The organism is Candidatus Zixiibacteriota bacterium (genome assembly GCA_040753875.1).
Lineage (GTDB): Bacteria > Zixibacteria > MSB-5A5 > GN15 > FEB-12 > DATKJY01.
In genome coordinates this window covers 12,728-33,830 of the sequence record JBFMDV010000021.1, presented here as the reverse complement: position 1 = coordinate 33,830, position 21,103 = coordinate 12,728, and the positions used below count along the sequence as shown (strand labels likewise).

24 protein-coding genes are annotated in these 21,103 nt (G+C 56.8%); 16 read left to right on the top strand and 8 right to left on the bottom strand.

Annotated features, from left to right (window positions below):
- Positions 1-8: 8 nt before the first annotated feature.
- A complete protein-coding gene (holA, locus tag AB1644_07295; protein MEW6050850.1) occupies positions 9-1,022 on the bottom strand; it encodes a DNA polymerase III subunit delta in 1,014 nt (337 codons plus the stop codon).
- Here holA and AB1644_07290 point away from each other — a divergent pair.
- A complete protein-coding gene (locus tag AB1644_07290) occupies positions 1,021-1,149 on the top strand; it encodes a hypothetical protein (protein ID MEW6050849.1) in 129 nt (42 codons plus the stop codon). The two genes, holA and AB1644_07290, sit on opposite strands and share 2 nt — an antisense overlap.
- Positions 1,150-1,290: 141 nt before the next feature.
- Here AB1644_07290 and AB1644_07285 read toward each other — a convergent pair whose 3' ends face one another.
- The 5 genes from AB1644_07285 to AB1644_07265 form a co-directional block, all read right to left on the bottom strand.
- Positions 1,291-1,671, bottom strand: a complete 381-nt coding sequence (locus AB1644_07285) for a hypothetical protein (protein MEW6050848.1) — start codon at positions 1,669-1,671, stop codon at positions 1,291-1,293.
- A 183-nt stretch (positions 1,672-1,854) separates the two neighbouring features.
- Positions 1,855-2,391, bottom strand: a complete 537-nt coding sequence (locus AB1644_07280; protein ID MEW6050847.1) for a GNAT family N-acetyltransferase — start codon at positions 2,389-2,391, stop codon at positions 1,855-1,857.
- An 89-nt stretch (positions 2,392-2,480) separates the two neighbouring features.
- Positions 2,481-3,050 carry a hypothetical protein gene (locus AB1644_07275; protein ID MEW6050846.1) on the bottom strand — a complete coding sequence of 190 codons (570 nt, stop codon included), beginning with the start codon at positions 3,048-3,050 and terminating at the stop codon, positions 2,481-2,483.
- A gap of 65 nt (positions 3,051-3,115) precedes the next feature.
- Positions 3,116-4,603 carry a tetratricopeptide repeat protein gene (locus tag AB1644_07270; GenBank protein ID MEW6050845.1) on the bottom strand — a complete coding sequence of 496 codons (1,488 nt, stop codon included), beginning with the start codon at positions 4,601-4,603 and terminating at the stop codon, positions 3,116-3,118.
- A 178-nt stretch (positions 4,604-4,781) separates the two neighbouring features.
- Positions 4,782-5,573 carry a PEP-CTERM sorting domain-containing protein gene (locus AB1644_07265; GenBank protein ID MEW6050844.1) on the bottom strand — a complete coding sequence of 264 codons (792 nt, stop codon included), beginning with the start codon at positions 5,571-5,573 and terminating at the stop codon, positions 4,782-4,784.
- 315 nt (positions 5,574-5,888) lie between these two features.
- Between AB1644_07265 and AB1644_07260 the strand changes: the two genes are divergently transcribed.
- Positions 5,889-7,157: a hypothetical protein gene (locus tag AB1644_07260; GenBank protein MEW6050843.1), complete on the top strand. Its 1,269-nt coding sequence runs from the start codon at positions 5,889-5,891 to the stop codon at positions 7,155-7,157.
- A gap of 137 nt (positions 7,158-7,294) precedes the next feature.
- The gene (locus AB1644_07255) at positions 7,295-8,488 is read left to right on the top strand and encodes a terminase family protein (GenBank protein ID MEW6050842.1); all 1,194 of its coding nucleotides are present in this window, start codon (positions 7,295-7,297) and stop codon (positions 8,486-8,488) included.
- A gap of 312 nt (positions 8,489-8,800) precedes the next feature.
- On the opposite strand, the gene AB1644_07250 is transcribed toward AB1644_07255, so the two are convergent.
- Complete coding sequence (locus AB1644_07250; GenBank protein MEW6050841.1) at positions 8,801-9,259, bottom strand: DinB family protein; 459 nt, start codon at positions 9,257-9,259, stop codon at positions 8,801-8,803.
- A 193-nt stretch (positions 9,260-9,452) separates the two neighbouring features.
- On the opposite strand from AB1644_07250, the gene AB1644_07245 reads away from it, so the two are divergent.
- Together AB1644_07245 and AB1644_07240 are read left to right on the top strand one after the other, a co-directional pair.
- Positions 9,453-10,826 carry a hypothetical protein gene (locus tag AB1644_07245; GenBank protein ID MEW6050840.1) on the top strand — a complete coding sequence of 458 codons (1,374 nt, stop codon included), beginning with the start codon at positions 9,453-9,455 and terminating at the stop codon, positions 10,824-10,826.
- 30 nt (positions 10,827-10,856) lie between these two features.
- Positions 10,857-11,429, top strand: coding sequence for a DUF1697 domain-containing protein (locus AB1644_07240; GenBank protein ID MEW6050839.1), 573 nt, complete (start codon positions 10,857-10,859; stop codon positions 11,427-11,429).
- A gap of 82 nt (positions 11,430-11,511) precedes the next feature.
- Here AB1644_07240 and AB1644_07235 read toward each other — a convergent pair whose 3' ends face one another.
- Positions 11,512-11,826 carry a PEP-CTERM sorting domain-containing protein gene (locus tag AB1644_07235; GenBank protein MEW6050838.1) on the bottom strand — a complete coding sequence of 105 codons (315 nt, stop codon included), beginning with the start codon at positions 11,824-11,826 and terminating at the stop codon, positions 11,512-11,514.
- A gap of 257 nt (positions 11,827-12,083) precedes the next feature.
- On the opposite strand from AB1644_07235, the gene AB1644_07230 reads away from it, so the two are divergent.
- The 11 genes from AB1644_07230 to AB1644_07180 all read left to right on the top strand — a co-directional run bounded on the left by AB1644_07230 (position 12,084) and on the right by AB1644_07180 (position 20,920).
- Positions 12,084-13,619, top strand: coding sequence for a hypothetical protein (locus AB1644_07230; GenBank protein ID MEW6050837.1), 1,536 nt, complete (start codon positions 12,084-12,086; stop codon positions 13,617-13,619).
- A 54-nt stretch (positions 13,620-13,673) separates the two neighbouring features.
- Entirely contained in the window at positions 13,674-14,030 is a 357-nt protein-coding gene (locus AB1644_07225; GenBank protein MEW6050836.1) for a hypothetical protein, read from the top strand.
- On the top strand, positions 14,014-14,427 hold the full coding sequence (locus tag AB1644_07220; GenBank protein ID MEW6050835.1) for a hypothetical protein: 414 nt from the start codon (positions 14,014-14,016) through the stop codon (positions 14,425-14,427). Before AB1644_07225 ends, AB1644_07220 begins: the two co-directional genes overlap by 17 nt.
- Before the next feature lie 79 nt (positions 14,428-14,506).
- Entirely contained in the window at positions 14,507-14,929 is a 423-nt protein-coding gene (locus AB1644_07215; protein ID MEW6050834.1) for a hypothetical protein, read from the top strand.
- Positions 14,930-14,941: 12 nt separating this feature from the next.
- Positions 14,942-16,042: a hypothetical protein gene (locus AB1644_07210; GenBank protein MEW6050833.1), complete on the top strand. Its 1,101-nt coding sequence runs from the start codon at positions 14,942-14,944 to the stop codon at positions 16,040-16,042.
- A gap of 54 nt (positions 16,043-16,096) precedes the next feature.
- On the top strand, positions 16,097-17,518 hold the full coding sequence (locus AB1644_07205) for a hypothetical protein (protein ID MEW6050832.1): 1,422 nt from the start codon (positions 16,097-16,099) through the stop codon (positions 17,516-17,518).
- A gap of 2 nt (positions 17,519-17,520) precedes the next feature.
- Complete coding sequence (locus tag AB1644_07200) at positions 17,521-18,333, top strand: hypothetical protein (protein MEW6050831.1); 813 nt, start codon at positions 17,521-17,523, stop codon at positions 18,331-18,333.
- 10 nt (positions 18,334-18,343) lie between these two features.
- The gene (locus AB1644_07195) at positions 18,344-18,718 is read left to right on the top strand and encodes a hypothetical protein (GenBank protein MEW6050830.1); all 375 of its coding nucleotides are present in this window, start codon (positions 18,344-18,346) and stop codon (positions 18,716-18,718) included.
- Complete coding sequence (locus tag AB1644_07190) at positions 18,719-19,033, top strand: hypothetical protein (GenBank protein MEW6050829.1); 315 nt, start codon at positions 18,719-18,721, stop codon at positions 19,031-19,033.
- A complete protein-coding gene (locus tag AB1644_07185) occupies positions 19,030-19,794 on the top strand; it encodes a DNRLRE domain-containing protein (protein ID MEW6050828.1) in 765 nt (254 codons plus the stop codon). Before AB1644_07190 ends, AB1644_07185 begins: the two co-directional genes overlap by 4 nt.
- Positions 19,795-19,816: 22 nt before the next feature.
- The gene (locus tag AB1644_07180) at positions 19,817-20,920 is read left to right on the top strand and encodes a hypothetical protein (protein MEW6050827.1); all 1,104 of its coding nucleotides are present in this window, start codon (positions 19,817-19,819) and stop codon (positions 20,918-20,920) included.
- Positions 20,921-21,103 lie beyond the last annotated feature (183 nt).

Below are 21,103 nucleotides of genomic sequence, written 5' to 3'. Positions count from 1 at the left end.
GCGGGTCTTTATTTTCTTCCAGGGAAATGTTTCTTTTCTCCCGCTTTTTTTTCTTCGGACAGCAATTTGATGATCAACGCCTCAAGAAGCAGCACGTCGTTGGCGCCGGTCTTTCGCGTCTCGGCGATCGTCTCGGTGATGTCGATCATCATTTGCTCGAGCGTCCGGTTGTCGAACTGTTCTGCCTGGGCTCTGAACTTGCCTTCAAGCCAACGGCGAAATGGCTCCAGCCGTCGGCCATTCTTGACCTGATATAGCGATAGGATATGCCCGAACAAGATGGTCAGGATGCCGCTCGGCGTGTTGCCGTCGGCGATGAGCGCCTGAACCTGCTTGAGAGCCAGCGCGACGTTACGCGTAACGATCTGCTCCCCTAAGTCGAACACGCTGAAGACCGCGTAACCGACACCGGTGAGGCGGACATCATCGGCCGTTATGACAGCGCCGCTTTCTTTTAGATCGATCAGCTTGTCGGTCTCGGTCTCGACCGCGCCGCGGTTGCCGGCCACGAGTTCGGACAGAAGTCTGAGCGCCTCCGGTTCGATTTTGATCTTGTGCCTGGCGAATTTTCGCTGGATTTGCGAGGCAGTCTCGGCGTGCGATAGTTTGCGAAACTCGATATCGACCGCCACTTTCGTAATGTTCCGGAGGAAGGCTGAGTCCTTTTTGGGTTTGCGAACTGAAGGTGTGCTAAACACTATAATCCGGCTGACATCGCCGGGCGCGATCATTCTGAGGATGCGCTCCAGGTCGGTCGGCTTGTAATGCTGGATATCGCTGACGGCGAACATTTGTCGTTCGCCCAGCATGGGGTAGACGGCCAGTTCGGCCAGAAGATCGGCACATGAGGTCTTGCGTCCGTCGAGACGGCGGAAGTTGGTGGCGTAGAGGGCATCGGGGAGGAACTGATGCGCGATATATTTTTCCGCTTCGATGATACGGTAGTCCTCGCTTCCCCAAAAGTAGTAGGCCGGGGCGAATTTCCCCGCGCCTACCGATGTCACCAGTTCGGAGGGAGTCATGGGGGAAACATACGGTCGGGGACTTGGACCGGTCAATCGAAAACAGGGGGAGATGACTGTGATGGCAGTACAAGGATGCGGCACCGGCGGTTCACACTCGCCCTCGACCATGGACGGGGAGCATTAGATCACGAGTTACATGAATGTCTCGGGCGAGCAAGAACCGCCGGAACAGAAATATTGATTGCTTCAGCCCTGCGGAATAGCCCACGGTGTCGGGTTTCTCGGTCGAAGCGACTGCTCGAAACACCGACCAACCACGACACGACTACTCAATCAACGTATCGTAGGCGCTGTTTTCGCGGGCGGGAACCCAGTCGAGAGAGAAGTGATATTTCTTTCGGTATGCCACCGCCTTTTCGATAAGTGGTGTGTACCGATGCGGGACAGCTTCACGGCCGTTAAGCTGGTTGATGAGTGTCAGGTTGTTGCCGTGGATTTGGAATGTCTTGTTGGTGAAGTACTTTTGATTGGAATCAATAAACTCCAACAACGCGAGCAGCGAGGCGAAGTCGCTGTGGTTGATATCTTCGCCCGCAAACGGCGCCTTGAAGCGAATGCCGATCTCCGGTATCGAAAACAGCACCAGCGAGGATTTTCCGATCTCGTTGTGTTCAGGCAGGGGGTAGGCACCAAAATAGCAGTCCATGGGGGGAGTATTGGCAATCCCTGTGCCGCCGTACCCGAAGTCATCCGTACATACCTATCTCTTTGCGCGACATGACGTTGCGAAATAGTAGGAAATTGCCAACAGTGAATGGCGATGCAGCGTTTGTCTCCCCAAAGACGTATCTGTAAGTTTCATCGACGAGGGGATAATAGGAAACGGAATCTACTTGCCTCGGGAAATCTGGTATTTGATGGTGCCGGGTTCTGTTCCTTCGCCGACGAGTTCGAAACCAAGTTTTCGGAGCGTGCCGATAGAGGCGTCATTCGCCGGTTCGACGTGAGCAATGACTCCACGCAGTGCCGTTTGTTCGAACGCCCATTCTATCAAAGCCCGAGCCCCCTCGGTTGCGAACCCCTGGCGATAGAACCGTGGCAGGACCGAGTAGCCGATTTCGACAGTGCCGGTGTCGTCCATCGGTCCCTTGAAGCCGCCTGAACCAATAAGGATACTCGGTTCGCCATTCACACTCTTTCGTAACCAGTACCAGAACCACCAGCCAGCCTGTTCGGGTTTGGCGCGAACTTTGTCCAGAAAGAACGGTAGCGCGTCACGAAGCGTCTCCGGTGGCCAGTTGTCGGGTACCGCGGCACCGATCAGTCTCGACAACAATGACCTGTCGCTAAGCTCGGCGGCCAGCATGTCAGGTGTCGCGGTCAACAAAAGCAGACGTTCGCTCTCAATGATCGTGGTGAGTGTCATGTTCGATACACGCCAGTTCGGTCTGTGTTTTACGGTCTATGAAAAAAGCCCGACCGCGCTGATCGGGCTTTTGCAGCTTCGCCGGAAGGTCATTTGGATTGTTTGGCGACGAACACCGGGATGATCTCGATATCTTTCCGATCCACGCGCGTCGTGTCCGGTGGCTCTCCCTGCAGGGCATCGGCGACGGCCATCAGGGAGTTATTCGGGTGCATGGTGGTGGTGTCGACCGCCAGCTTCTCGATCGGTTTGTCCTCCAGCGAGGAGACATAGATAGTCGCCAGCCGTCCCGTTCCCGGTTTCAGTTTGTTTTTGGTCGGGCCGATGTTGGCGATCATACCGACCAGCACGCACTGGATGGCCGTGTCGGCGCGGAACGCTTTGTAGGCGAAATGATCGCAGCGCCCGCCCGTGTATACCGCGGAGTCCGCCACGATCCGATTGAGTCCGGCGGTCATTTTGAGCGGCACCGAGAGCGCCAGCACCGACTCGTCGTTGCTGTACGATATCGTGATGCTCCAGTTGGTTGGATTGATACTGGCGATTTCAGCGTATACCGTGTCGGCCTTGCCGAATTTGTCTACCGGTCCGGCCTGCACCATGGCAGTACCGGCCAGCACCACCAGAAGTATCAGCGCTCCGTTAACAGAACTTCTCATGTTTCCTCCAGTCATTATTACTCCTCAAGACTACTGCTTGTACACCCACGCCCTCGGTGAAGATCCTATATCCGATCCTCATCGAGTCGAGTCATCTTCGTCACGTATGCCCGGACCAGCGAATCGGCGGTGGCCGGATCGTTGAGCTTCTGGCGATAAACATTAACCGCCGTGATCAGCGCATTGCGCCCAAATTCGGTCCCCGGGAATCTGTCCGACACCGCTACCAGCGCCTCAGCCGACGGTCGCCACTGCTGCTGCCGTCGAAGCAGCTCGGATTTGTACATCAGGGCGAGCGCTTCAAGCGGCGTACCGGCCCCCTGTACGGCGGCCTGATCGTAGGTCTGTCTGGCCTGTTCGAGCAACTTGTCGGATTCGATCGTCCTCCCCATTTTGGTGTATTGGTCAGCCAGGTACAGCAATGTAGAGAATGTCTGCTCCGATGGCGGATAGTTATCGATCAGGTACTTGTATTCGGTTTCGGCGCGATTCCAGTTCCCCTCGCTTTCGAATGAACGTGCTTTGGTGTATTGCGGTAGCGGGTCGGTGGCGAAATATCCCGGGTAATAGGTCTGTATCTGCACCAGCAATTGTCGGGCTGTTTCGTACTGTTTCATCTCAAGCAGTACCAGGCTTTTCTTGAAGAACAGGACCGGTTTCATCATGGTGTCTCGCCCTTTGAGGTCGGCCAGCAGTTCATCGTAGTAGCGGATCGCCATATCGAAATCCCCAAGTTCAGCGGCACGGAGGTCGGCGATTCGGAGTTTGGCGTCGCGGTTAAGAACGCCGCTCGAATCCACCAGTTTCTCAAGCGCTGCAATGGCGGCGTTCCAGTTTCCGCGGTCGGTGTTCAGACGGGCAAGCATGGCGCTGGATGCCAGCGCTGGTCGAGCACCATATTTGCCTGAAGCTATAGCACCATAGTAGCCTGATGCCTGGGCAAACGCCTCGTCAGCTTTCAAGCTGTCGCCGAGTTGAGCGTACAGGCTCACCAGATGTGCCGGTACGTTGAAGACGTTGAACACGATCTCGCCCTTGCCGTCCAGCGGCGGGTTGAGAAGATCGACGCCGCGGCGGTAGCAGGCGAAAGCGCTGTCGAGCGTTCCGCTCGCTTGCAGAGCCTGACCCATCAACACCTGTGCCCCTGCTGCCTCCTGCGTTTCGAGCGGCACTTTGGCGACCAATCGTGCGATGACCTCTGCGCAACTGTCGTAGCGATGGGTCGCAAAATAGAGCTGACAGAGCCGAATCGACGAGCGGTGAGTGAGGGATGCCATCTCACGGTACTCAATCGGGTTGGCGGAGGGACTGACCGAATCGATAGCGGTCATGCAGAAACGAACCAATTCGTCGTAGGCGTTGCGGACCGTAGCCAGAGCGCGGGGGTCATTGAGTTCCGGCCTTATCCGGGCGTTCTGCATGAGGCGATCCGCCTCAAAAAAGAGCTTCTCAGCCTGATAGCGGATCCGAACGGCGTGGTTGTCGGCGCACGACAGGACAGTCAGACCAGCCAAAAGAACTGTGCCGGACAGCATCCGCGAAAGGGGTTTCATACGCACTGGTATCGGCGAATTGTCAGTCATGTGAAACGCCAAGATACCGGAGGGGAGGGCGGGCTTCAAGCATATAATTGCTGAAATGGTCCGTGAATATCCGGGCGCGAGGACCAAACGAAAAGCCCGCGGTGATCGCCATCGCGGGCTTTGCAGCTTTGTGAGTAATGGAGGTTCGTTATTTCTTGCGGAAACGGACCAATCCGGCGCCGGCCAGGCCAAGCCCGAGCAGCATGATGGAAGCCGGTTCCGGCACCATGTTCACTGATTCATTGATAACATCGTTGCCGCAACCGAGCGTGATGTGGAAATCAAGCGAGCTGGCGTTCCCAAGAAGCGCCTTGTCGAATTTGAATTCCCACACGTAGGTATTGCCGGTGTTGCCGCGGGGATCATAATCGGAGGGGAATGTCTCGTAATGGTAGCCATAGCTTTTGGCGAATGAGACATTACCCACCGAATTGCCGTTGGCCCGCCAGGCGCCGGCCAGGGCCGCGATAGCAGGATTTCCACCACCGGTGTAGCCGTAGCTGCCCGGTTTATTTTCGATTCCGGACCAGCTGGTCACTTCGAGCAGGCTCGTGTTGTATTCAGTGCCCAGGGAGCCGACATCACGCATGTCGACGGCAAACTGCCGGGAACCGGCTCTTATGAACAGGTCCCCCAGATAGTAGTTCTGGTTCCAGTAGGTGCTATGTGCAGAGTAGCCAAACGAATTGGCCAGGGCGACATAGATGAAACCACCATTGTCGCGAACCTGAAGTCCTTCCAGATCAAACTTCTCGCCCCCTTCGCCATGATTCCCCGGCGAGGGCAGGTTGCCGACATTCGGATAGTTGATGGGAGCCCAGTTGTTGTTGTGGTCAAACGGACTGTCGTTGAACCCTGCCCCGGTGTAGTAATAAGGGAAGGCAAACGCTTGTCCGCAAAGCAGGGTCAACGCGGCCGCGACGATTAGAGATTTTCGCATCAGATCCTCACAAAGCTGAACATAGAGATACACGTACCTACCCTCTGCAGAGCAATCTCCATGCCCCCGCGGTAGCGCATGTCCGGCTATATGTAACTGATTGACACGTTATCAGTTACGAATTGGCGCACAGTACCGACCGGTTGCCCAAACGCTATTGTGAAACCTGCTGTTCACTTTCTTGACATTTGGTTGCATCTCGCTGGCTGACATGAGAATGGAAGTTAGAAAGTCTGATCGCTGGAGCAAGGCGGATTCGCCACTGAATCGCAGCAATTTCACCAGAGAGCCGGCTCGGCGTAAAGGAGAAAAAACATGTCTGCAGTACCGTTCAGATGGCCTGTGGGAGTAACACAGGACCTGCGGCCGCGCCTGGCCACTTCAATTTCAACCGGGTCACGGGGTGATTTCCGAACCGCTGACCAGCTTCACGCCTCGTTGCAGTGGTCGCCTTGGGATATCCAAAGCGGCCGGTGCCGAACGATGTTGTATCGTTTTTTGGTGGACCATGTTCCGATTATCAGCGCTTGTGTCTGGACCTGGGTCCGCTTGTCCGCGGCGCCCGGAGCGTTCAGGGTCTCGGCCGCGGCTGACAATCATGTCGAAGCGAAGGCGGCGGAGCGACTGGGGCGGCTCACGGAGAACCTGTTTGCCAACGTGCTCGACAATCGAGTCGGTCTTGCGACCTTGATGCCGGAGCTGTTCGGGGCGCTATTTCGCGACGGTATTTTCGGCGCCTTTCTGACTGTCATGCCGGATGGAACCGGTGTGGATCGGATCATCCCCGTGGATGCACTGCGAATGCATCGTGAAACCGGACGGTCCGGACCGCGGTTGGTTCTGGAACTCGACGAACGTTCGCTCGAGCTGAACCGGCCGGATTTCTATTACCTCGGTTTGAACAGCAGTAGCTCGGATCCGTTCGGCCGCTCAATCTTGCAGCCAATCCCGTTCGTGAGCTATATCGAGCAGCAATTGGTGCGGGATATGCAGCGAAGCAACCACAACGCGGGGTATCATCGGCTGCATATCAAGATCACGCCGCCGGAGCGGATGGCGGGGGAATCGGACAGCGCCTATACCAACCGCATCAACGGGTATTTCGACAGCACGGTGGAGATGATCCGCTCCTGCGAGGTCGACGACAACCCGGTCACATGGGACAACGTGGCGATCGAGTATATCGGTCCGGACAGCGCGCGGAGCAGTCAGGCGAACTGGTTCGTGAATCATCGCGCCACGATCGAGGACATCTGTGCCGGGACAAACCTCGCGCCGTACCTGCTCGGTTACTCCTATGGCGCTACGACTACCTGGTCGAATTTCAAATTCGATGTGGTCATGCGGCAGGTGCGGTCGGTGCAAGCGGAAGTCGCCCGGTTTCTCAACTGGATCGCCGCCATCGATCTGGCGTTGGCTGGAATTGAAGCACGGGCGGAGTTCGTGTTCGACAACACGTTCGCCTACCAGGCTACCGAGCATGCCTCCATTCAGTCACAACGCGTGGACAGTCTGCTGAAACTGTATCAGGCAGGGTTGATCGATGAGAAGACGGCCCGTGAACGCGCGGCGGGGTTGTTCTGAACACGGAAGTTGCTCCCATAGACTGGCGGCAGGGCCTGATTGATCCGAGCTACTTTGCGTCATCGGTACTCGGCGTAACACTGCATGCCGGACAGTCCCAATGGCTGCAGAACGCCACGCAACGAGAGAACCTGCTGGTGACGGGCAACCGCTGGGGGAAATCATTCGTTTCGGCGGTCAAGCTGCTGCATCATGCGTTGTATCGAGTCCGGCCACTGCGGTTCGACGGTTCCGGCCGTTACCGAGCGGTGGTCGCCTCGATTACCCAGGATCAGGCGAATATCGTGTTTAACGAGCTGCTTCGGCTCGTGCACGGATCGTCCCATCTGGCGGATCTGATCGACTCGCACACGCACACGCCGTTTCCGCGATTGACGTTCGGCAACGGCGCCATGATTGAGGCCCGCTCGACACAGAACCGCGGCGAGTATCTGCTGGGGAATGATTTCGATCTGGTGGTTTTCGATGAAGTTGCATTCGAGCCGTTTCCGGAGTACGTGGTGGAAGAGGTGATTCTGATGCGGCTGGCGGACAGAGAAGGGACACTCGACCTGGTGTCGACACCGAACGGTAAGAACTGGTTCTACCGTCGTGCGTGCGAGATTTTGGAGAAGCGACGTCCCGGGTATGTTCAACATGGGGACAGCCGCGAAAACCCGCACATATCGGCGGAGTTTCTGGATGAGCGGGTCAGGTATTTTTCGGAGGGACGGCAGAAACAGAACATCATGGGGCAGTTTGTTGACTCCGGCGGCGAGATACTCGCCGGTGCATATATCGATGCCGCTCTTGCGCGAAAATACTCGCCGCTACCGGACGAAAACACCCGGTCGCGTCGCTTCATTTCCGGCTGGGACCTGGCGCGCAAACGGACCGCGACCGTGGGGATCACGGTCGAATTGATCGATGACGTAGCGCATGTTGTGGCACTGGAACGGTACAAGGAATTTGACTGGCCCATCATTATCGAGAGAATCAAACACCGCCAACGTGACTATCCGGGTCAATTGGTGGTGGATGCTACTGGCCTTGGGGACGTGGTGGTGTCGCAGTTGACGGAGTTTAATCCGATGAGTGTCATCTTCACGCCGGCGGTCAAGGCGGAGCTATTGACCAATGTCGAGTTGATTCACGCCAAAGGCCTGGTGTCGTATGAGCGATGGGAGTTGCCCGACGGTCCCGGGAGAACCTGGTCATTGGAGGATGAGCTTCGTAGTGCGCAGTGGGGCGACAACAACGAGTGTGATTCGCTGATGGCGTTGGCTCTGGCATTGTGGCCGCTGCATCGGTCAGATAGCGTGGTCATCCCGCCGAGGGTGGGGAAGCTGTAGGCTTCGATAAAACGGGCAGGTCACACTCGCCCTCAACACCGAAGATTGGAGAAAGCAGGGAAGTCTCGTTGTGTCTCGGGCAAGCAAGACCTGCCCGAACGGAAAAGGGCGTCAGGTCACACTATCTGCCTGTCGGCAGATAGCAGGACCTGACGCAACGGGGAGCCTTGCCGTCGGTTCAATGGTCTGCCGTCGGTTCGAGCGGAGTCGAGAACCGAAGTAGGTCAAAATCGCGTCTCGTCTGCGCTCGACGCGACGATACTCCGAAGTCCAGGCGTCCGCTAAGCGCGACGCCATAGCGGCGAGGAATCCTCACAGCCCTCTCTTCAATATTGCGATCTGGCCAGCGTGATACAGGTCATGTTGAACGAGGCCGTGAATCAGGAAGTAGATCGTAGTTGTGCGGCTTGGTGCCAATTGCTCGAGTTGAGCTTCGTTCAATGCAGCAACCACTTTCTCAAGCGCTTCGTGGCGGCGTTTCAGTTCGGCCAGAGTTTCCTGCCACGCCTCGTCGCTGGTGTTCTTGACCGGCGGCCAGTCCTGTGTGTCGTCGAGTTCGACCTTCTCTCCCAGCACCCGCCGCCGGACGGCATCGATCCAGGCGCCGATATGCAGGGTAATCTCCCAGATACTGTGGGCTGACTTGATTGGTCGCTTGGCCGCTTGTGCGGCAGTCAGTTTGTCGAGCGACTCCATGACAGACGGCCCGTGCCAGGCCTCGCTATAGAAGGCGCGGTGCAGTTGGTCGGTGATACGTTGGACTTCGGTCATACGGGTCTCCTTTGTTTGCCTATGTATACGGGGAACTTGGTAGATTGTACGTCACATTCTTTCCATTCCTATTCTGCTTGTTTCAGATATTGGTCTTGACTAGGCTACCGTTCAGTTTCATATTTTGAATGTCAAACGGCATTGTTACTATGCCGGTTCATTACAGCCAGTCGAATTGACGTCAGGAGGTGGTATGAGATCGACAACTACACATGCGCTACTAGTAATTGAGATAGTAGTGTTGATGCTGCAGTCACAGGGCGCCAGCCAGGACATCAAATCACTTGAAGCGAATTGTTATCAAGATCAAATTCGTGTGGGGACTACGTCGAGTTCCTCTCTGTGGGAGGCTGGCTACTTCTGGTCACCCTTGGGTGGAGGCATGGACAGAGACGTATGGGCTCTTGGGGAGTTCAACGGAAACCTGATAGCAGGCGGTCAATTCACTATCGCAGGTGGGACAAGTGCAAGATTTATTGCTGTGTGGGATGGGAACATGTGGGGACCGATGGCCTCGGGTATGAGCGGGCAGGTAAATGATCTTGCCGTTTACAATGATTCATTATATGCAGCCGGGATGTTTGACTCGGCCGGTGGTGTGCCGGTGAACTATGTCGCCGCATGGAACGGCAGTTCATGGTTGTCTCTTGGATCGGACATGGACGACATTACGGAGGTCCTCAAGGTATACCACGGTGCACTAATCGTAGCAGGCAGGTTCAATTATGCAGGCGGGGTTCCAAGCCGTTTCATAGCTGAATGGGACGGCAGCCAATGGGATTCGTTGTCATCAGGAATGAATGGGTACAACAGAGCTCTGCTCGTTTATCATGACACGCTGATTGTGGGCGGGGTTTTTACGCAAGCAGGCGGGGTTTCAGCCAACGCAATTGCAGCATGGGACGGCGTTTCTTGGTCCAATCTCGGGTCCGGAATGCAGATTCAGGGAGACAACCCGTCAGTCAACTGCCTCGCAGAATTCGGCGGACACTTGGTTGCAGGTGGTTACTTTTCTACAGCCGGTGGTATACCAGCAAACAACATAGCTATGTGGGACGGTAACGTATGGTCTCCCCTTGGAGCAGGAATGAATGGTGCCGTTTACTCGCTGGTAGTTCACGACGGGAGACTTATTGCTGGTGGGGCGTTCACGCAAGCGGGAGGGCTTGCCGTGAACAACATTGCATCATGGGATGGTTCTACGTGGGATAGCTTGGGACTTGGGATCTACGGAGGTGCCGGGATCGCGTACGTGTTTACACTTCTAAGCTACCGAGGCTATCTGGTTGCCGGAGGCTTTTTCTTGGAGGCGGGCGGAATTCCGGCTCAGCATATAGCAGTCTGGGGCTGCTGTGCGGGCACCACTGGGAATGTCGACTCAGACGCAGAAGATGTTGTCGATATTTCTGATCTATCAGCGCTGGTGGATTTCTTATTTTTCGGAGGTGCGATTTCAAGCTGTTTCCAAGAAAGTGACGTCGACGAATCCCTCGCCATCGACATTTCCGATTTAACTCTGCTGGTGGACTTCTTGTTCTTTGGTGCATCCCTTCCTGCATGCATGTAATCGAAAAGAACCGCGTCCTGAGGAAATCTGATGATGTGCACAAGTCGTTACATCGCCTTCCTCCGCGCCATCAATGTGGGAGGATATGTCGTCAAGATGGAGCGTCTTCGCGAACTGTTCGAATCGCTCGGGTTCACAGGCGTGGAGACGTTGATTGCGAGCGGGAACGTGATTTTTACTAGCGACTCCAAGGCAGCGGCACTGGAGAGGAAAATCGAGAGTTGTCTGATGAAGGCGCTTGGGTATGAAGTTGCGACGTTTGTCAGGACAGATGCCGAGGTAGCAGAGATTTCGCGATATCAACCCTTTGCGGACTCCGCTTTCAAGACTGCTGTCGCGTTTAATGTGGGCTTTCTGGCAGAACCATTGGGGCGCGAAGGGAAGAAAATGCTGATGACGTTCAAGACGGCTATCGATGACTTCCACGTCAATGGCCGAGAGGTATACTGGCTTTGCAAGAAGAAGCAGAGTGAATCGACCTTCTCCAATGTTGCGTTCGAGCGGGTGTTGAAGACACGATGCACGTTTCACGGGTTGAGCACGGTTCAAAAGCTGGCGGCGAAGTATCCGCCGACTGACAAATCGGCTCAAAAGTGGCATTGATTAGAAACTGATACAAGTACGCCTTCTGAGGGAAGGTAGCTCAGAAGGCGTTGAAGGGAGGAGGAGGGTTGGGGGGAACTATCTATTTCTTGCGCGCTTTCAACTGGCTGATCGCAGCGCCCCCCAGTCCGGCTGCCAGTAACATGATCGTAGTGGGTTCCGGCACCGGGTTCATGGGCGGTTCGGGCGGTACGCAGTTTTGCTGCTGATCGTACATTTCGTCGGCTGGGTTATCCTGTGTCTGATCGGCGAGAGCCGGTTTGGTTGCGCCGGGGTTGGTCGGAGGGAGATTGATCCCGTTCACCTCGGCCACCGTGAAGGTCAGCACCAACAGAAACAGCAACGCTGCCAGCACCCACTTGAACGGCGGATGCTCTCTTCGTTGATAGACTTTCATTTTCCTATATCCTTTCGAGGCGAACAGCCTGTAATTCACGTCAACTGCCAATTGAGCAAAGGGTATGCCCGAATCCCGACCACAAGGGCGCTGTTTGGCAGTAAGGTGCTGCCGGCCAGCAGCTTGCGGGCGACCTTAAGGGCTTGACCACCGGCTCGTTTCTGTTCTGCCCCGCAACCGCTTGCGCAAAAATAGAGTGAGAATGCCTCTGATTCTGAATCCGCCCGGGTTAGCGAATGCAAACCACGGAGGCAACCATGAATGTCGGCCTTGGCCGAATCACTGCGCAGCTTGCCGACGCTGCCGACAATACGGTCTCGTCAGAATTGATCGAGCTTATCAACACGAACATTTCGCCCCCGGCTCACGTCGCCGAAGGGGATGTTTACATCCGGTCGATGTATATCGTCTCCGACCAGGTGAACAGCTTCGGCGGGCGATTCCCGGTCGAGGAACACGAGCGGCTGACACATTTGCTGATCGACTCGCCTGTTCTCATTGGACATCGTAAAGACCAGCTTCCAATCGCGCGCAATTTTCACTCGGTGGCAACAGTCAGGGAGGGGCGGCATTGGGTAAGAAGCTACTTCTTCTGGATGCGTCGGGCCGACGGCGCGGAGACGCTTCGTGATAACATCGATGGGGGCATTTACAAAGAGTGCTCGATCGGGTTCACGTTTCATCTGCCGCAGTGCTCCATCTGTGGACAGGACATCCGCACCTGCGAGCATCTGCCGATGCAGGAGTATCGGCGCGCCGACGGAGTTTCGGCCGTCTGTCATTTTGACTATCGCCAGATTGAACGGGTGCTGGAGACATCACTCGTCTATCGCGGCGCTACGCCGGATACCTCCATGAGCAAAGAACTGCTATTTCAGAAAACGGCAGGTCGGGACAGAAGCGCCGAAGAGAGTCCCGTAGAGATTTCAGATATCGAGACAATCAGGGAAACGGGTCCGTTCGTTGTCGTGCCGTTCTATGAAGGGGTTCCGGTAACAGCATCGCTTCACGACGGAGAGTTGTCGATCGGCGGTCCGGATGGTTTGAGTGTTCCGGTTGGACTGGCGGCTCAGTTTCCGCTTGATGGCCTTCAGGAACTCGACAATACCCCTGCGCTCCTGGTTGGTTTTCGGGGGAAAGAGCGCTGCTCGGCTGAGGCTGTGAAGCAGTACCTGCTTGACCAGTCGGGCCCCGTCTCGCGCCTGTCACTTCAATTGCAGCCGAACGGGTCGACCGACGGTATCGAATGCGGCGGGGAGAAAGACCGGTTCAGCATCCGCACGATCCGCCACCGCATAGCACATCGCGAACAACTCGCCGATGTCATCAAACAGTTGGCCACAAAACACGGTGTGCTGATTCGGCCGGTCGATCCCACGGGGGCCGTTCAGTCGGTACGTGCCTATCATTTGAAAGAGATCCCTACAGAAACTGACAACGTCATCGAACTGCTTTCATCTGCAACGTCATCGCACGCTCGCCTGGTCGCCCGTCTCGGCGCGGAGCGGCAGGTCTTTGAGATCCGTCAGTTCAATCTGGCCCGGTGGCGTCACGGGGGACGGTTCATCGCCGACCGACTGACGGAACTGCGGAATCGACAACCGGAGGGACAGGCGCTGGTCTTTCGGAGCCGTGCGGTAATCGATCCCGTAGGTGAATCGAGTGGGATCCGGTTGACGATCAACACTCCCTCAAAGGAGAGAATAGCGCTTCGTCCGGTCAGCCTGGCCGGAAGGAAGCGGTACCTGTTCTATTTGGAGGCAGCACATGAGACCACGCGAGACTGTCGGTAAGCGGTCCGACGAAACGTGCGTGATATTCAACCTATACACCGGAGGCAATCGGAGATGAAATGGCTGATCGGGTCAACAAAGATGTCGGGAGGGAATATTGAGAAACTCGAACCGCATGGTGCAGGTCTGCGCCTAAGCGGACAGCTTCTCAACCTGCTCATGGTGGCACTGAGCATCGCGGCAGCATACTTCATGACGATTCAATCGCTCAAGATCGAGCTTGCCGCCAAGGCCGAAAGCGCGGTGGTGGAGACACTCGACAAAAAACTCGGCAATATCGAGGTGATCCTGCGCGAGGGGGTGGTCAGTAAGGAACAGTTTTACCGCTTCTCGCAGGAGGTCGATCGCCGCCTGGCGCAAATCGAGTTTCATCTGAGCAATCAAGCAGGAGGCCATGATGGAGATAAGTGATCACACCGCATACATCGCGGAACTGCGCGAGGCGTTGACCGAGGATAGGTTGTCTTACATCGATTTCGACCAACTGCGGTCCTGGCTGGAGCAGCTTGGGCCGGTGCTCGACCGGATCATGGCAAGCGATGAGGAACTGCGGCTGCTTCGTCAGGATTACCAGGGCCGGATCGCCGGCATGCTCAAAGCGATCGCCGCAGCCGACCGCAAGCAGAGCGGCCTTCAGTCGGTGTTGCGAGAGGCGGAGACGCTGGCCGATCTGACCTCGGCGCAATTGATCGAGTGCTATCGGCGGACATCCGCCCGGTTCCGCGATTGTTTCCCGACCAGCTTCGGTTTGCTGATCGCATCGGCAACGCCGACTGGCCGTGAGAAAAGGTACGCAGAGTACAAGTGACTTGTGGGACAAATCGTCCCCATTCTGTGGGAGTATCTCCCGGACAACTCAAACGGATAACAGAAACAAGGAGAATGATATGACCATTCGAGACCAGAATCTCGAGGCGATCGCGCCGGTCATCGCGACATTCAAGATCAAACAGACGACCGGTATCGATGACCTCAAAGACGCCAATATCGGCCAGCCGGTGATGTTGACAGCCGGCAATGAAGTGGGACCGATCAGCAACGGCGGCCAGCTGCTTGGTAAGCTGATCGGCCTGACGCTGACAGACAAGGACAACGGCAGCCGTCTGGCGGCGGTGCAAATTGGCGGCATCTGCCGTCTGCCCATTTCGACAACCTATCCGACAATCGGCAACCGGGTAGTCGGCGGCACGACCGGCACGGTGAAACAGGCGCCGTTGCTGACCGGCTATGACCCTGCGGGCGGGAATATCGCTCGCGGGACGGTGCTCGAAATCAACGGCACGACTAATTGTCTGCTTCTGCTAAACTGAGAAAGGGACTCCATGGATTTCAATACGTTTCTTCAAATGGATATGCTCAAGCGATTGTCGCATGACGACGACAGTTCGCGCCTTACCGGACCGGTGGACTTCACTCGCGCCGCCGGAGTCGAGGTGAATCGCGACCTGTATCAGGAGGCGGAAAGCCGCGGCATGACGCTGACAGAACTGCTTGAATGTGATGAATACGATCCAACGCCGAACGGCTGTGCGCTCGACGCGTTCGAGCGACAGCTCGCCATTGCGGGCATTCGCCTTGGCGGGAAGAACCCCACGACTGTCGAGCAGTTCTACCAGAAAGCCCCTTCGCTGATGCCCGAGTTCATCCTGCGCGAGATCAAGCGTGGCCAGGGTATGCGTCCGGAACTCGCGAAGCTGATCGCCGGCAGCAGCACGATCGCGTCAAATCGGTACACGCCGATTTTCATCGACACGTCCAACGACACAAAATTCTCGTTGCGGCCGGTGGGGGACGGAACAGAGATACCGCAGCTGCTCGTCACCGAGCAGACTCACGCCATCACAGTGACCGATTACGGCCTGGCGCTCAAAGCGAGCTATAAGGCGCTTCGGTACCGCTCCACCGCACAGTTTCGCGTGCTCTTGTGGTACATCGGGTTCCGGATGCAGACGGACAAGATCGGCATGGTCGTGAACTGCTTGATCAACGGCGACGGCAACAACAACGCCGCGACCGTTGTCAATGCGGCGGCCACCGGCGCCCTGACATACAACGATCTCATTACGCTGTGGTCGGAGTTCTCGCCGTTCGAGATGACGACGCTGGTGTGTCATATCGACAAGCTCAAGACCATACTCACGCTGAACGAGTTCAAAGACCCGCTGGCGGGATACCGCTTCCAGCAGAGCGGCGAGCTGTTCAGTCCGCTGGGGGCGACCCTGGTTCGCTCCGACGAAGTCCCGACCGACTATGTGATCGGTCTGGACAGCCGCTTCGCTATCGAGGAAGTGGTGACACAGCCACTGATCGTGGAGTACGACAAGATCATCGATCAGCGCTTCGAGGAAGCGGTGATCACCGAATCGGTGGCGTACGCCAAGGTCATCAAAGAGGCAGCGGTAATTCTCGATACCGTGTTCTAATCGGCAGGAGCGCCCGGGTCAGTGGACCTGGGCGCAGCTTTGAAATGAGGACTCATGCTGAAGAAACTCTCTGACACCACCGCTTATCCGGCGTTAGGGGTGGGTGCACCGCCGGGGCGGAAGCTGTTCCGGATCGTGTCGGGTGCGTACGCCGGTCGTCAGGTGGCAGTCTTTCGGACTTCCGCCAGTGACATAGCGCTGGCGTTCGCGGACGCACCCTATTCGTCCTGGTCATCGCTGCAGATGATCGCATCGGATGCAGCCGACGGCAGCATCGATGTTGTCATGGATAGCGCCGGGAATCTGCACGTTGTCTATCCGGAGTCCGGTACCAATTACCTGGTGACGCGCAAGCTCGCGTTTGGCTCCGGCGCCTGGACGGTCGGCGCGAAGGTTGTCATATTCAATGGCAATCAGTGCTTTGATCCGTCGATCGCGATCGAGCCCGGAGGCAAGCTCTGGGTGAACTGGTCTCGTTTTGCCTCACCCAATCGATATGTGCATGTCAAATCATCGAGCGACAGCGGGGCAAGCTGGGGAACCGGCCCGACCGATTCCGGGCAGGCGCTGAGCACGGGCGCGGTTCAGGCGTTTTCCAAGGTACTGGTCGCGACCAACGACCTGCATGTGATCTATACGTACGGCGGCAGCGGTATCGCCATTCGTTCGGTGCCGTTGGCCGGAGGCGCTTGGTCAGATGAGTACCTGGTCGCCACCGGCACGAGCGGATTCAGTGAACATTTCGATGCCGCGATCGGGCCGGACGGCGGTCTCGGCCTCGTGTTCAACGACTCACAGCTCCGGTATCGTGAATTCGACAGCCGCAACTGGGGAGCACTGGTCACACTTGACAGTGGACCGGGATACTCGCCACAACTGCTGTTTCGCGAGAGCGTGCCGGTGATTTTTTATCTGTGCGGGTTTGTCGGCACGCAGGCGTACATGAAATATGTCGAGCGGCGAAGCGGTGAATTCTCGGCGCCCGCAATTCTGGATACACGGGCAAAGACACTCGACAGCATGCTGCTGTTTTCACAGAGCGCCGGCAGCTATGTCGATGTGACGGCGGCTGCGGCCAATGGGACCTCCGGCGACGTTTTTCATCCGGCGACCGGCAGCCTCGTATCGGCAGTCGGTGATTGTCTGTATCTGGGGATGACGCGGCCGTTCCGCTATGCGGAATTTCTGCTGTCGACCTCGGGCGCCGGGGGCACGCTCAGTTTCAGTTACTGGGACGGCAACCACTGGGTGACATTCACGCCGGCCAACGGCTTGTCGTACCTGAACAGCTCCGACGTTCGTATACTGTTCTTCAGCGATTACGCGTCGATCCCGGCCGACTGGCAGCAGAATCTTCTGTCCGGCCACACCAGGTTCTGGATTAAGATTGAAGTGACAGCGGCGTTCACAACAGCTCCCATAGGCTCGCAAATAAGCGCCATCTCAACCGTTCAACGGATGATTGTCAGGAGGTGATCATGGGATACACATCGGTTGACCAGATCCGTCCGTACCTGCGATCCCGGACTCCGATCGGCGACCGGGTTACGGATCAGGTCGTGACACTCCGCGACACGGAGTTCGTGCGCTTTTTCGGAGGTTTGGTGCAGGCAGATTCGGTGCGCGCCAAACTGCTTCGCGCCGACGAACCGACCCGTGTGTCGGTTACACTTGGGGATTCGCCGACCGTGCTGGCCGGCACGCCGCTAGTTCGCGGCTCGGTGTTGCTCGCATCGGACAGCTCGCTTGGGACGGTCTTCAAAGAAAACTCAGACTTCATCGTGGACTATGGTGCCGCCACGGTCGCCCCGACAGCAGCCGGAGCACTGAGTTCCGGGCAAACCGTTACCGCCTGGTTTCTGCCGTACACCCTCGGCGTCGTCGGTCAGGACTATCAGATCAAGGCAGATACAGGGGAAATCAAACGGCTGGCGGGAGGTGTGATCGAATCGGGAGAGACGGTCTTTCTGGACTATTCTCCGCAATGCCAGGGATTCGAAGAAGAACTGCTGGCCGGGGCGGTCGATGAGGCAAATGGGCTGGTGGAACGCGAGGTCGATCCCGACGGTTTGTTTGGTGCCGATCCGATGCTCGGGGCCGCAGCGGCCTCGCGTGCTCTCGAGATTCTGTGCCGCGCCGCGGCAATGCGCGATCTGTCGACCGGCCCCAATCAAGCAGGCGCAGCCCAAGCCTGGTTGAAACTCGCCGAGGAGTTTGCCACCCGGGCCGACCGCCTGCTGCAATCGTTCCATCCACCGGTGGCAGGGCCTTCCGGACCCACCTTGTGTTGAAGGAGTAACCGTGATGACGGCATTAGAGAAGATTACCTCGCGCCGCGCCTGGTTTGTGCAGGACTTCGTGGTGTGGGGTGTGCAGGGGCTGGGGGCTATCGAATTTCTGGCCCTCGAACAGATCGATTCGACCTCCAGCGTTCTTTATGGAGCGGCCGATGTCGGCGGCGGCGCGCAGACGGTGGCGTTTGCGGATCTGGTTGATCACCGAGGCAACAGCCTGCCGCAAACCATCAAATCGCCGCGCGTCATTCCGCGAGCGCGAACACAGAACGCGGTATACGTGGTGGCGGCTGAATCGCCGGAACAGTTTGTGATCGCCCGCGACCCGAATGCTGCCGGCCCGGTGATGACTGATCTGATGATAATTGAAATGGGGGACTGAGTGGCATCGAAAGCAGCATCAAAGGAGACCGTGCCGGTCGGACTGGACGTACTGGATGGTCTCATCGAGAAGTGCTACATGGAGATTGCGAAAACCCTCAAAGAGAAACCAAAGCTGGGAGATTTGCTCAAAATGATTGAAATGCGAAAGAAACTGGCACCCCAGAACAGCGCGCAGCGCGAGTTCTGGAACATGATGGATAGAATCCGTCGTGAAGCGCTTGCGAATGACGGAGCCGCGGTCGACATCAGCACAGCTCACGTTGAGTCGGTGAAGTCGCCCCGACCCAGGGTGCGGCCGCGGAGTCCGAAATGAGGCGACCGGCGACGCACGACAAGTCGATTATTCTGTGGCTCGTCACGGTATTGGTCTTGTCGATAAGTGGTTCGGTTTTCGCCGACAGCTACACGGCCACCGGTGCAGCCGATTTCAAAGACGGATTTATCTATCAGCCGTATCCGGCCAATAATTATGGTGGCGATACCAGGGTCATCATCGGTAAGGGATCAGGTACTGCCGTGGCTTTCCGCCAGTATCTCTGGTTCAATACACCGACTGGTACCAACACGAACGTGGTTTGTTCGCTCGCAGTGTACTTAACCACGCTTTCCATAAACCCGGATACGTTCGACATCTTCTGGTGCACCCGCCCCAACGCCCGGTATTTTGTCGGCAACAACCTTGGTATTACGGCCGACTCGTCGGAAATGGACTGGGACCGTTTGTTCAACAACGGCGTCAGCGCCACGCCGCCGGATACCTTTTGGACAACAGCAGGTGGCGATTTCACCACGGCCGATACACTGGCGCACCGGATCATTCCGGGGGGATCATCTGCCGGTTGGTACTACTGGGTGCTGGATTCGGTTCAGGTCGATTCACTGCTGAAAGGGACGCGCGCCAATTACGGCGTATTCATCAAGGGGCGTGCCTTCAGCACCCTGTCGACCCGCACCGAAGGGGCCAGCACAGAAAACAGCAACAGTGCACTTCGACCGTGGGTGAAGTTCGTGTATTCGACCGCCACATCTGAAACGGCCAATTCGCGGCGACGCCACGTGCTCGTTCGGCTATGATCAATTTTGAGAAAGGTCTACCATGAGATATCTGTTCGTGATGTTCGTGCTCGCGCCGTTTCTGGTCACGGCGGTGTCGGCGCAGGGGCTTGTCAACAATGTGGGTTCCTCCGGTGAGGACTCATTGTCGGTGCTGGTGCTGAGCTTGGATTCGCTCGGCCGCCCGACGACGTCTGACAGCTTCTATGTGGTCATCTGCAAATCAGACGCCAACGGAGCGATCTTCCGTGACTCAGGTAATGCCGCCATGTCCGGATTGGATACACTGACTATCGCGGGACAGCGGTACTACTACTATCACCGCCCCATCGCCGATATTGACAGCGCGGGTGCGGCCGGCTGGTATTCCGGGGTCATTACCGCCAAGAAAAACAGTGGCGCACTCCTGACGCCAAACCGATTCAGCTTTCAGATAGTCGATCGGGAGTTGTCCGATGCCCTTGATTCGGTGGGCATGGGAGCGGGCAATTCGGCCAAAGCGCTCGACAGTCTGGGCAAGATAATCACGACTTTGGGGACGCTCGAAACGGGTGGCTGCAACGGTTCCGGCGCATATGCCGTCACGGTGATTGTCTATGATTCGTCGACAAATCAGGTGGTTCCAGAAGCCGAGCTTGCGATCAGGAATCTGGACCAGAGCGCGCTCATTGCCGTCGGCATGTCGAACTCATCCGGCCGGGTGAATCTTAATCTCGACACTGCATCGTATCTGGCGATCTCTGGTGCGCCGGGATATATCTTCAGCGCCTTTGATACTGTTACCATCACCGGTACTGGGATCGACACGGTGTTCGGATACCGATTCGACCCCGGGACACCCTCCTCGCCAACGCTCTGTCGGGTGTACGGTTATTTATATGGCCTAAGCGGAACTCCCGAAGCAGGCGCTGCGGTTGGGGCTTATCTGCCGGGTGGAGTGGTGCGGTCAGGGGAACTGGTGGTATCACCGTTTGCTGTGACCACAGTCACCGACAGCGCGGGCTATTTCTTTCTGGATGTAATTCCCTCCGATTCGCTCACTGCCGGCGGCACCAAGTATGAGTTCACGATAGCGCGACAGAACGGGACGATTCTTCGGCAAAGGGTCAAAGTGCCGTCGACGACCTCCTGGCGGCTGACGTGGTGAGGGATTGTAGCGACTGTCTTGATATCAAGTATTTTGTGGTCTCCAGGTCGGCGTTCCGAGCGATCGAACAGCTGGAATCGCCACACGCATCGTAAGGAAATACAGTCTTACAGCTATTTCTCAAGAGGAACCCAGCGAGAAACCCGACATTACTGTTGTAGCTCCTTTGGGTGTCGGGTTTCA

Excerpts from the sequence above, each read along its gene's own strand:
- AB1644_07185 (MEW6050828.1), top strand. The coding sequence starts at position 19,030 with ATGAGGCGACCGGCGACGCACGACAAGTCGATTATTCTGTGGCTCGTC.
- AB1644_07240 (MEW6050839.1), top strand. The coding sequence starts at position 10,857 with ATGATGTGCACAAGTCGTTACATCGCCTTCCTCCGCGCCATCAATGTG.
- AB1644_07270 (MEW6050845.1), bottom strand. The coding sequence starts at position 4,603 with ATGAAACCCCTTTCGCGGATGCTGTCCGGCACAGTTCTTTTGGCTGGT.
- AB1644_07235 (MEW6050838.1), bottom strand. The coding sequence starts at position 11,826 with ATGAAAGTCTATCAACGAAGAGAGCATCCGCCGTTCAAGTGGGTGCTG.
- AB1644_07290 (MEW6050849.1), top strand. The coding sequence starts at position 1,021 with ATGGGGGAAACATACGGTCGGGGACTTGGACCGGTCAATCGAAAACAG.
- AB1644_07205 (MEW6050832.1), top strand. The coding sequence starts at position 16,097 with ATGCTGAAGAAACTCTCTGACACCACCGCTTATCCGGCGTTAGGGGTG.
- AB1644_07260 (MEW6050843.1), top strand. The coding sequence starts at position 5,889 with ATGTCTGCAGTACCGTTCAGATGGCCTGTGGGAGTAACACAGGACCTG.
- AB1644_07200 (MEW6050831.1), top strand. The coding sequence starts at position 17,521 with ATGGGATACACATCGGTTGACCAGATCCGTCCGTACCTGCGATCCCGG.
- AB1644_07250 (MEW6050841.1), bottom strand. The coding sequence starts at position 9,259 with ATGACCGAAGTCCAACGTATCACCGACCAACTGCACCGCGCCTTCTAT.
- AB1644_07225 (MEW6050836.1), top strand. The coding sequence starts at position 13,674 with ATGAAATGGCTGATCGGGTCAACAAAGATGTCGGGAGGGAATATTGAG.
- AB1644_07285 (MEW6050848.1), bottom strand. The coding sequence starts at position 1,671 with ATGGACTGCTATTTTGGTGCCTACCCCCTGCCTGAACACAACGAGATC.
- AB1644_07230 (MEW6050837.1), top strand. The coding sequence starts at position 12,084 with ATGAATGTCGGCCTTGGCCGAATCACTGCGCAGCTTGCCGACGCTGCC.
- AB1644_07280 (MEW6050847.1), bottom strand. The coding sequence starts at position 2,391 with ATGACACTCACCACGATCATTGAGAGCGAACGTCTGCTTTTGTTGACC.
- holA (MEW6050850.1), bottom strand. The coding sequence starts at position 1,022 with ATGACTCCCTCCGAACTGGTGACATCGGTAGGCGCGGGGAAATTCGCC.
- AB1644_07215 (MEW6050834.1), top strand. The coding sequence starts at position 14,507 with ATGACCATTCGAGACCAGAATCTCGAGGCGATCGCGCCGGTCATCGCG.
- AB1644_07210 (MEW6050833.1), top strand. The coding sequence starts at position 14,942 with ATGGATTTCAATACGTTTCTTCAAATGGATATGCTCAAGCGATTGTCG.
- AB1644_07275 (MEW6050846.1), bottom strand. The coding sequence starts at position 3,050 with ATGAGAAGTTCTGTTAACGGAGCGCTGATACTTCTGGTGGTGCTGGCC.
- AB1644_07220 (MEW6050835.1), top strand. The coding sequence starts at position 14,014 with ATGATGGAGATAAGTGATCACACCGCATACATCGCGGAACTGCGCGAG.
- AB1644_07180 (MEW6050827.1), top strand. The coding sequence starts at position 19,817 with ATGAGATATCTGTTCGTGATGTTCGTGCTCGCGCCGTTTCTGGTCACG.
- AB1644_07245 (MEW6050840.1), top strand. The coding sequence starts at position 9,453 with ATGAGATCGACAACTACACATGCGCTACTAGTAATTGAGATAGTAGTG.
- AB1644_07265 (MEW6050844.1), bottom strand. The coding sequence starts at position 5,573 with ATGCGAAAATCTCTAATCGTCGCGGCCGCGTTGACCCTGCTTTGCGGA.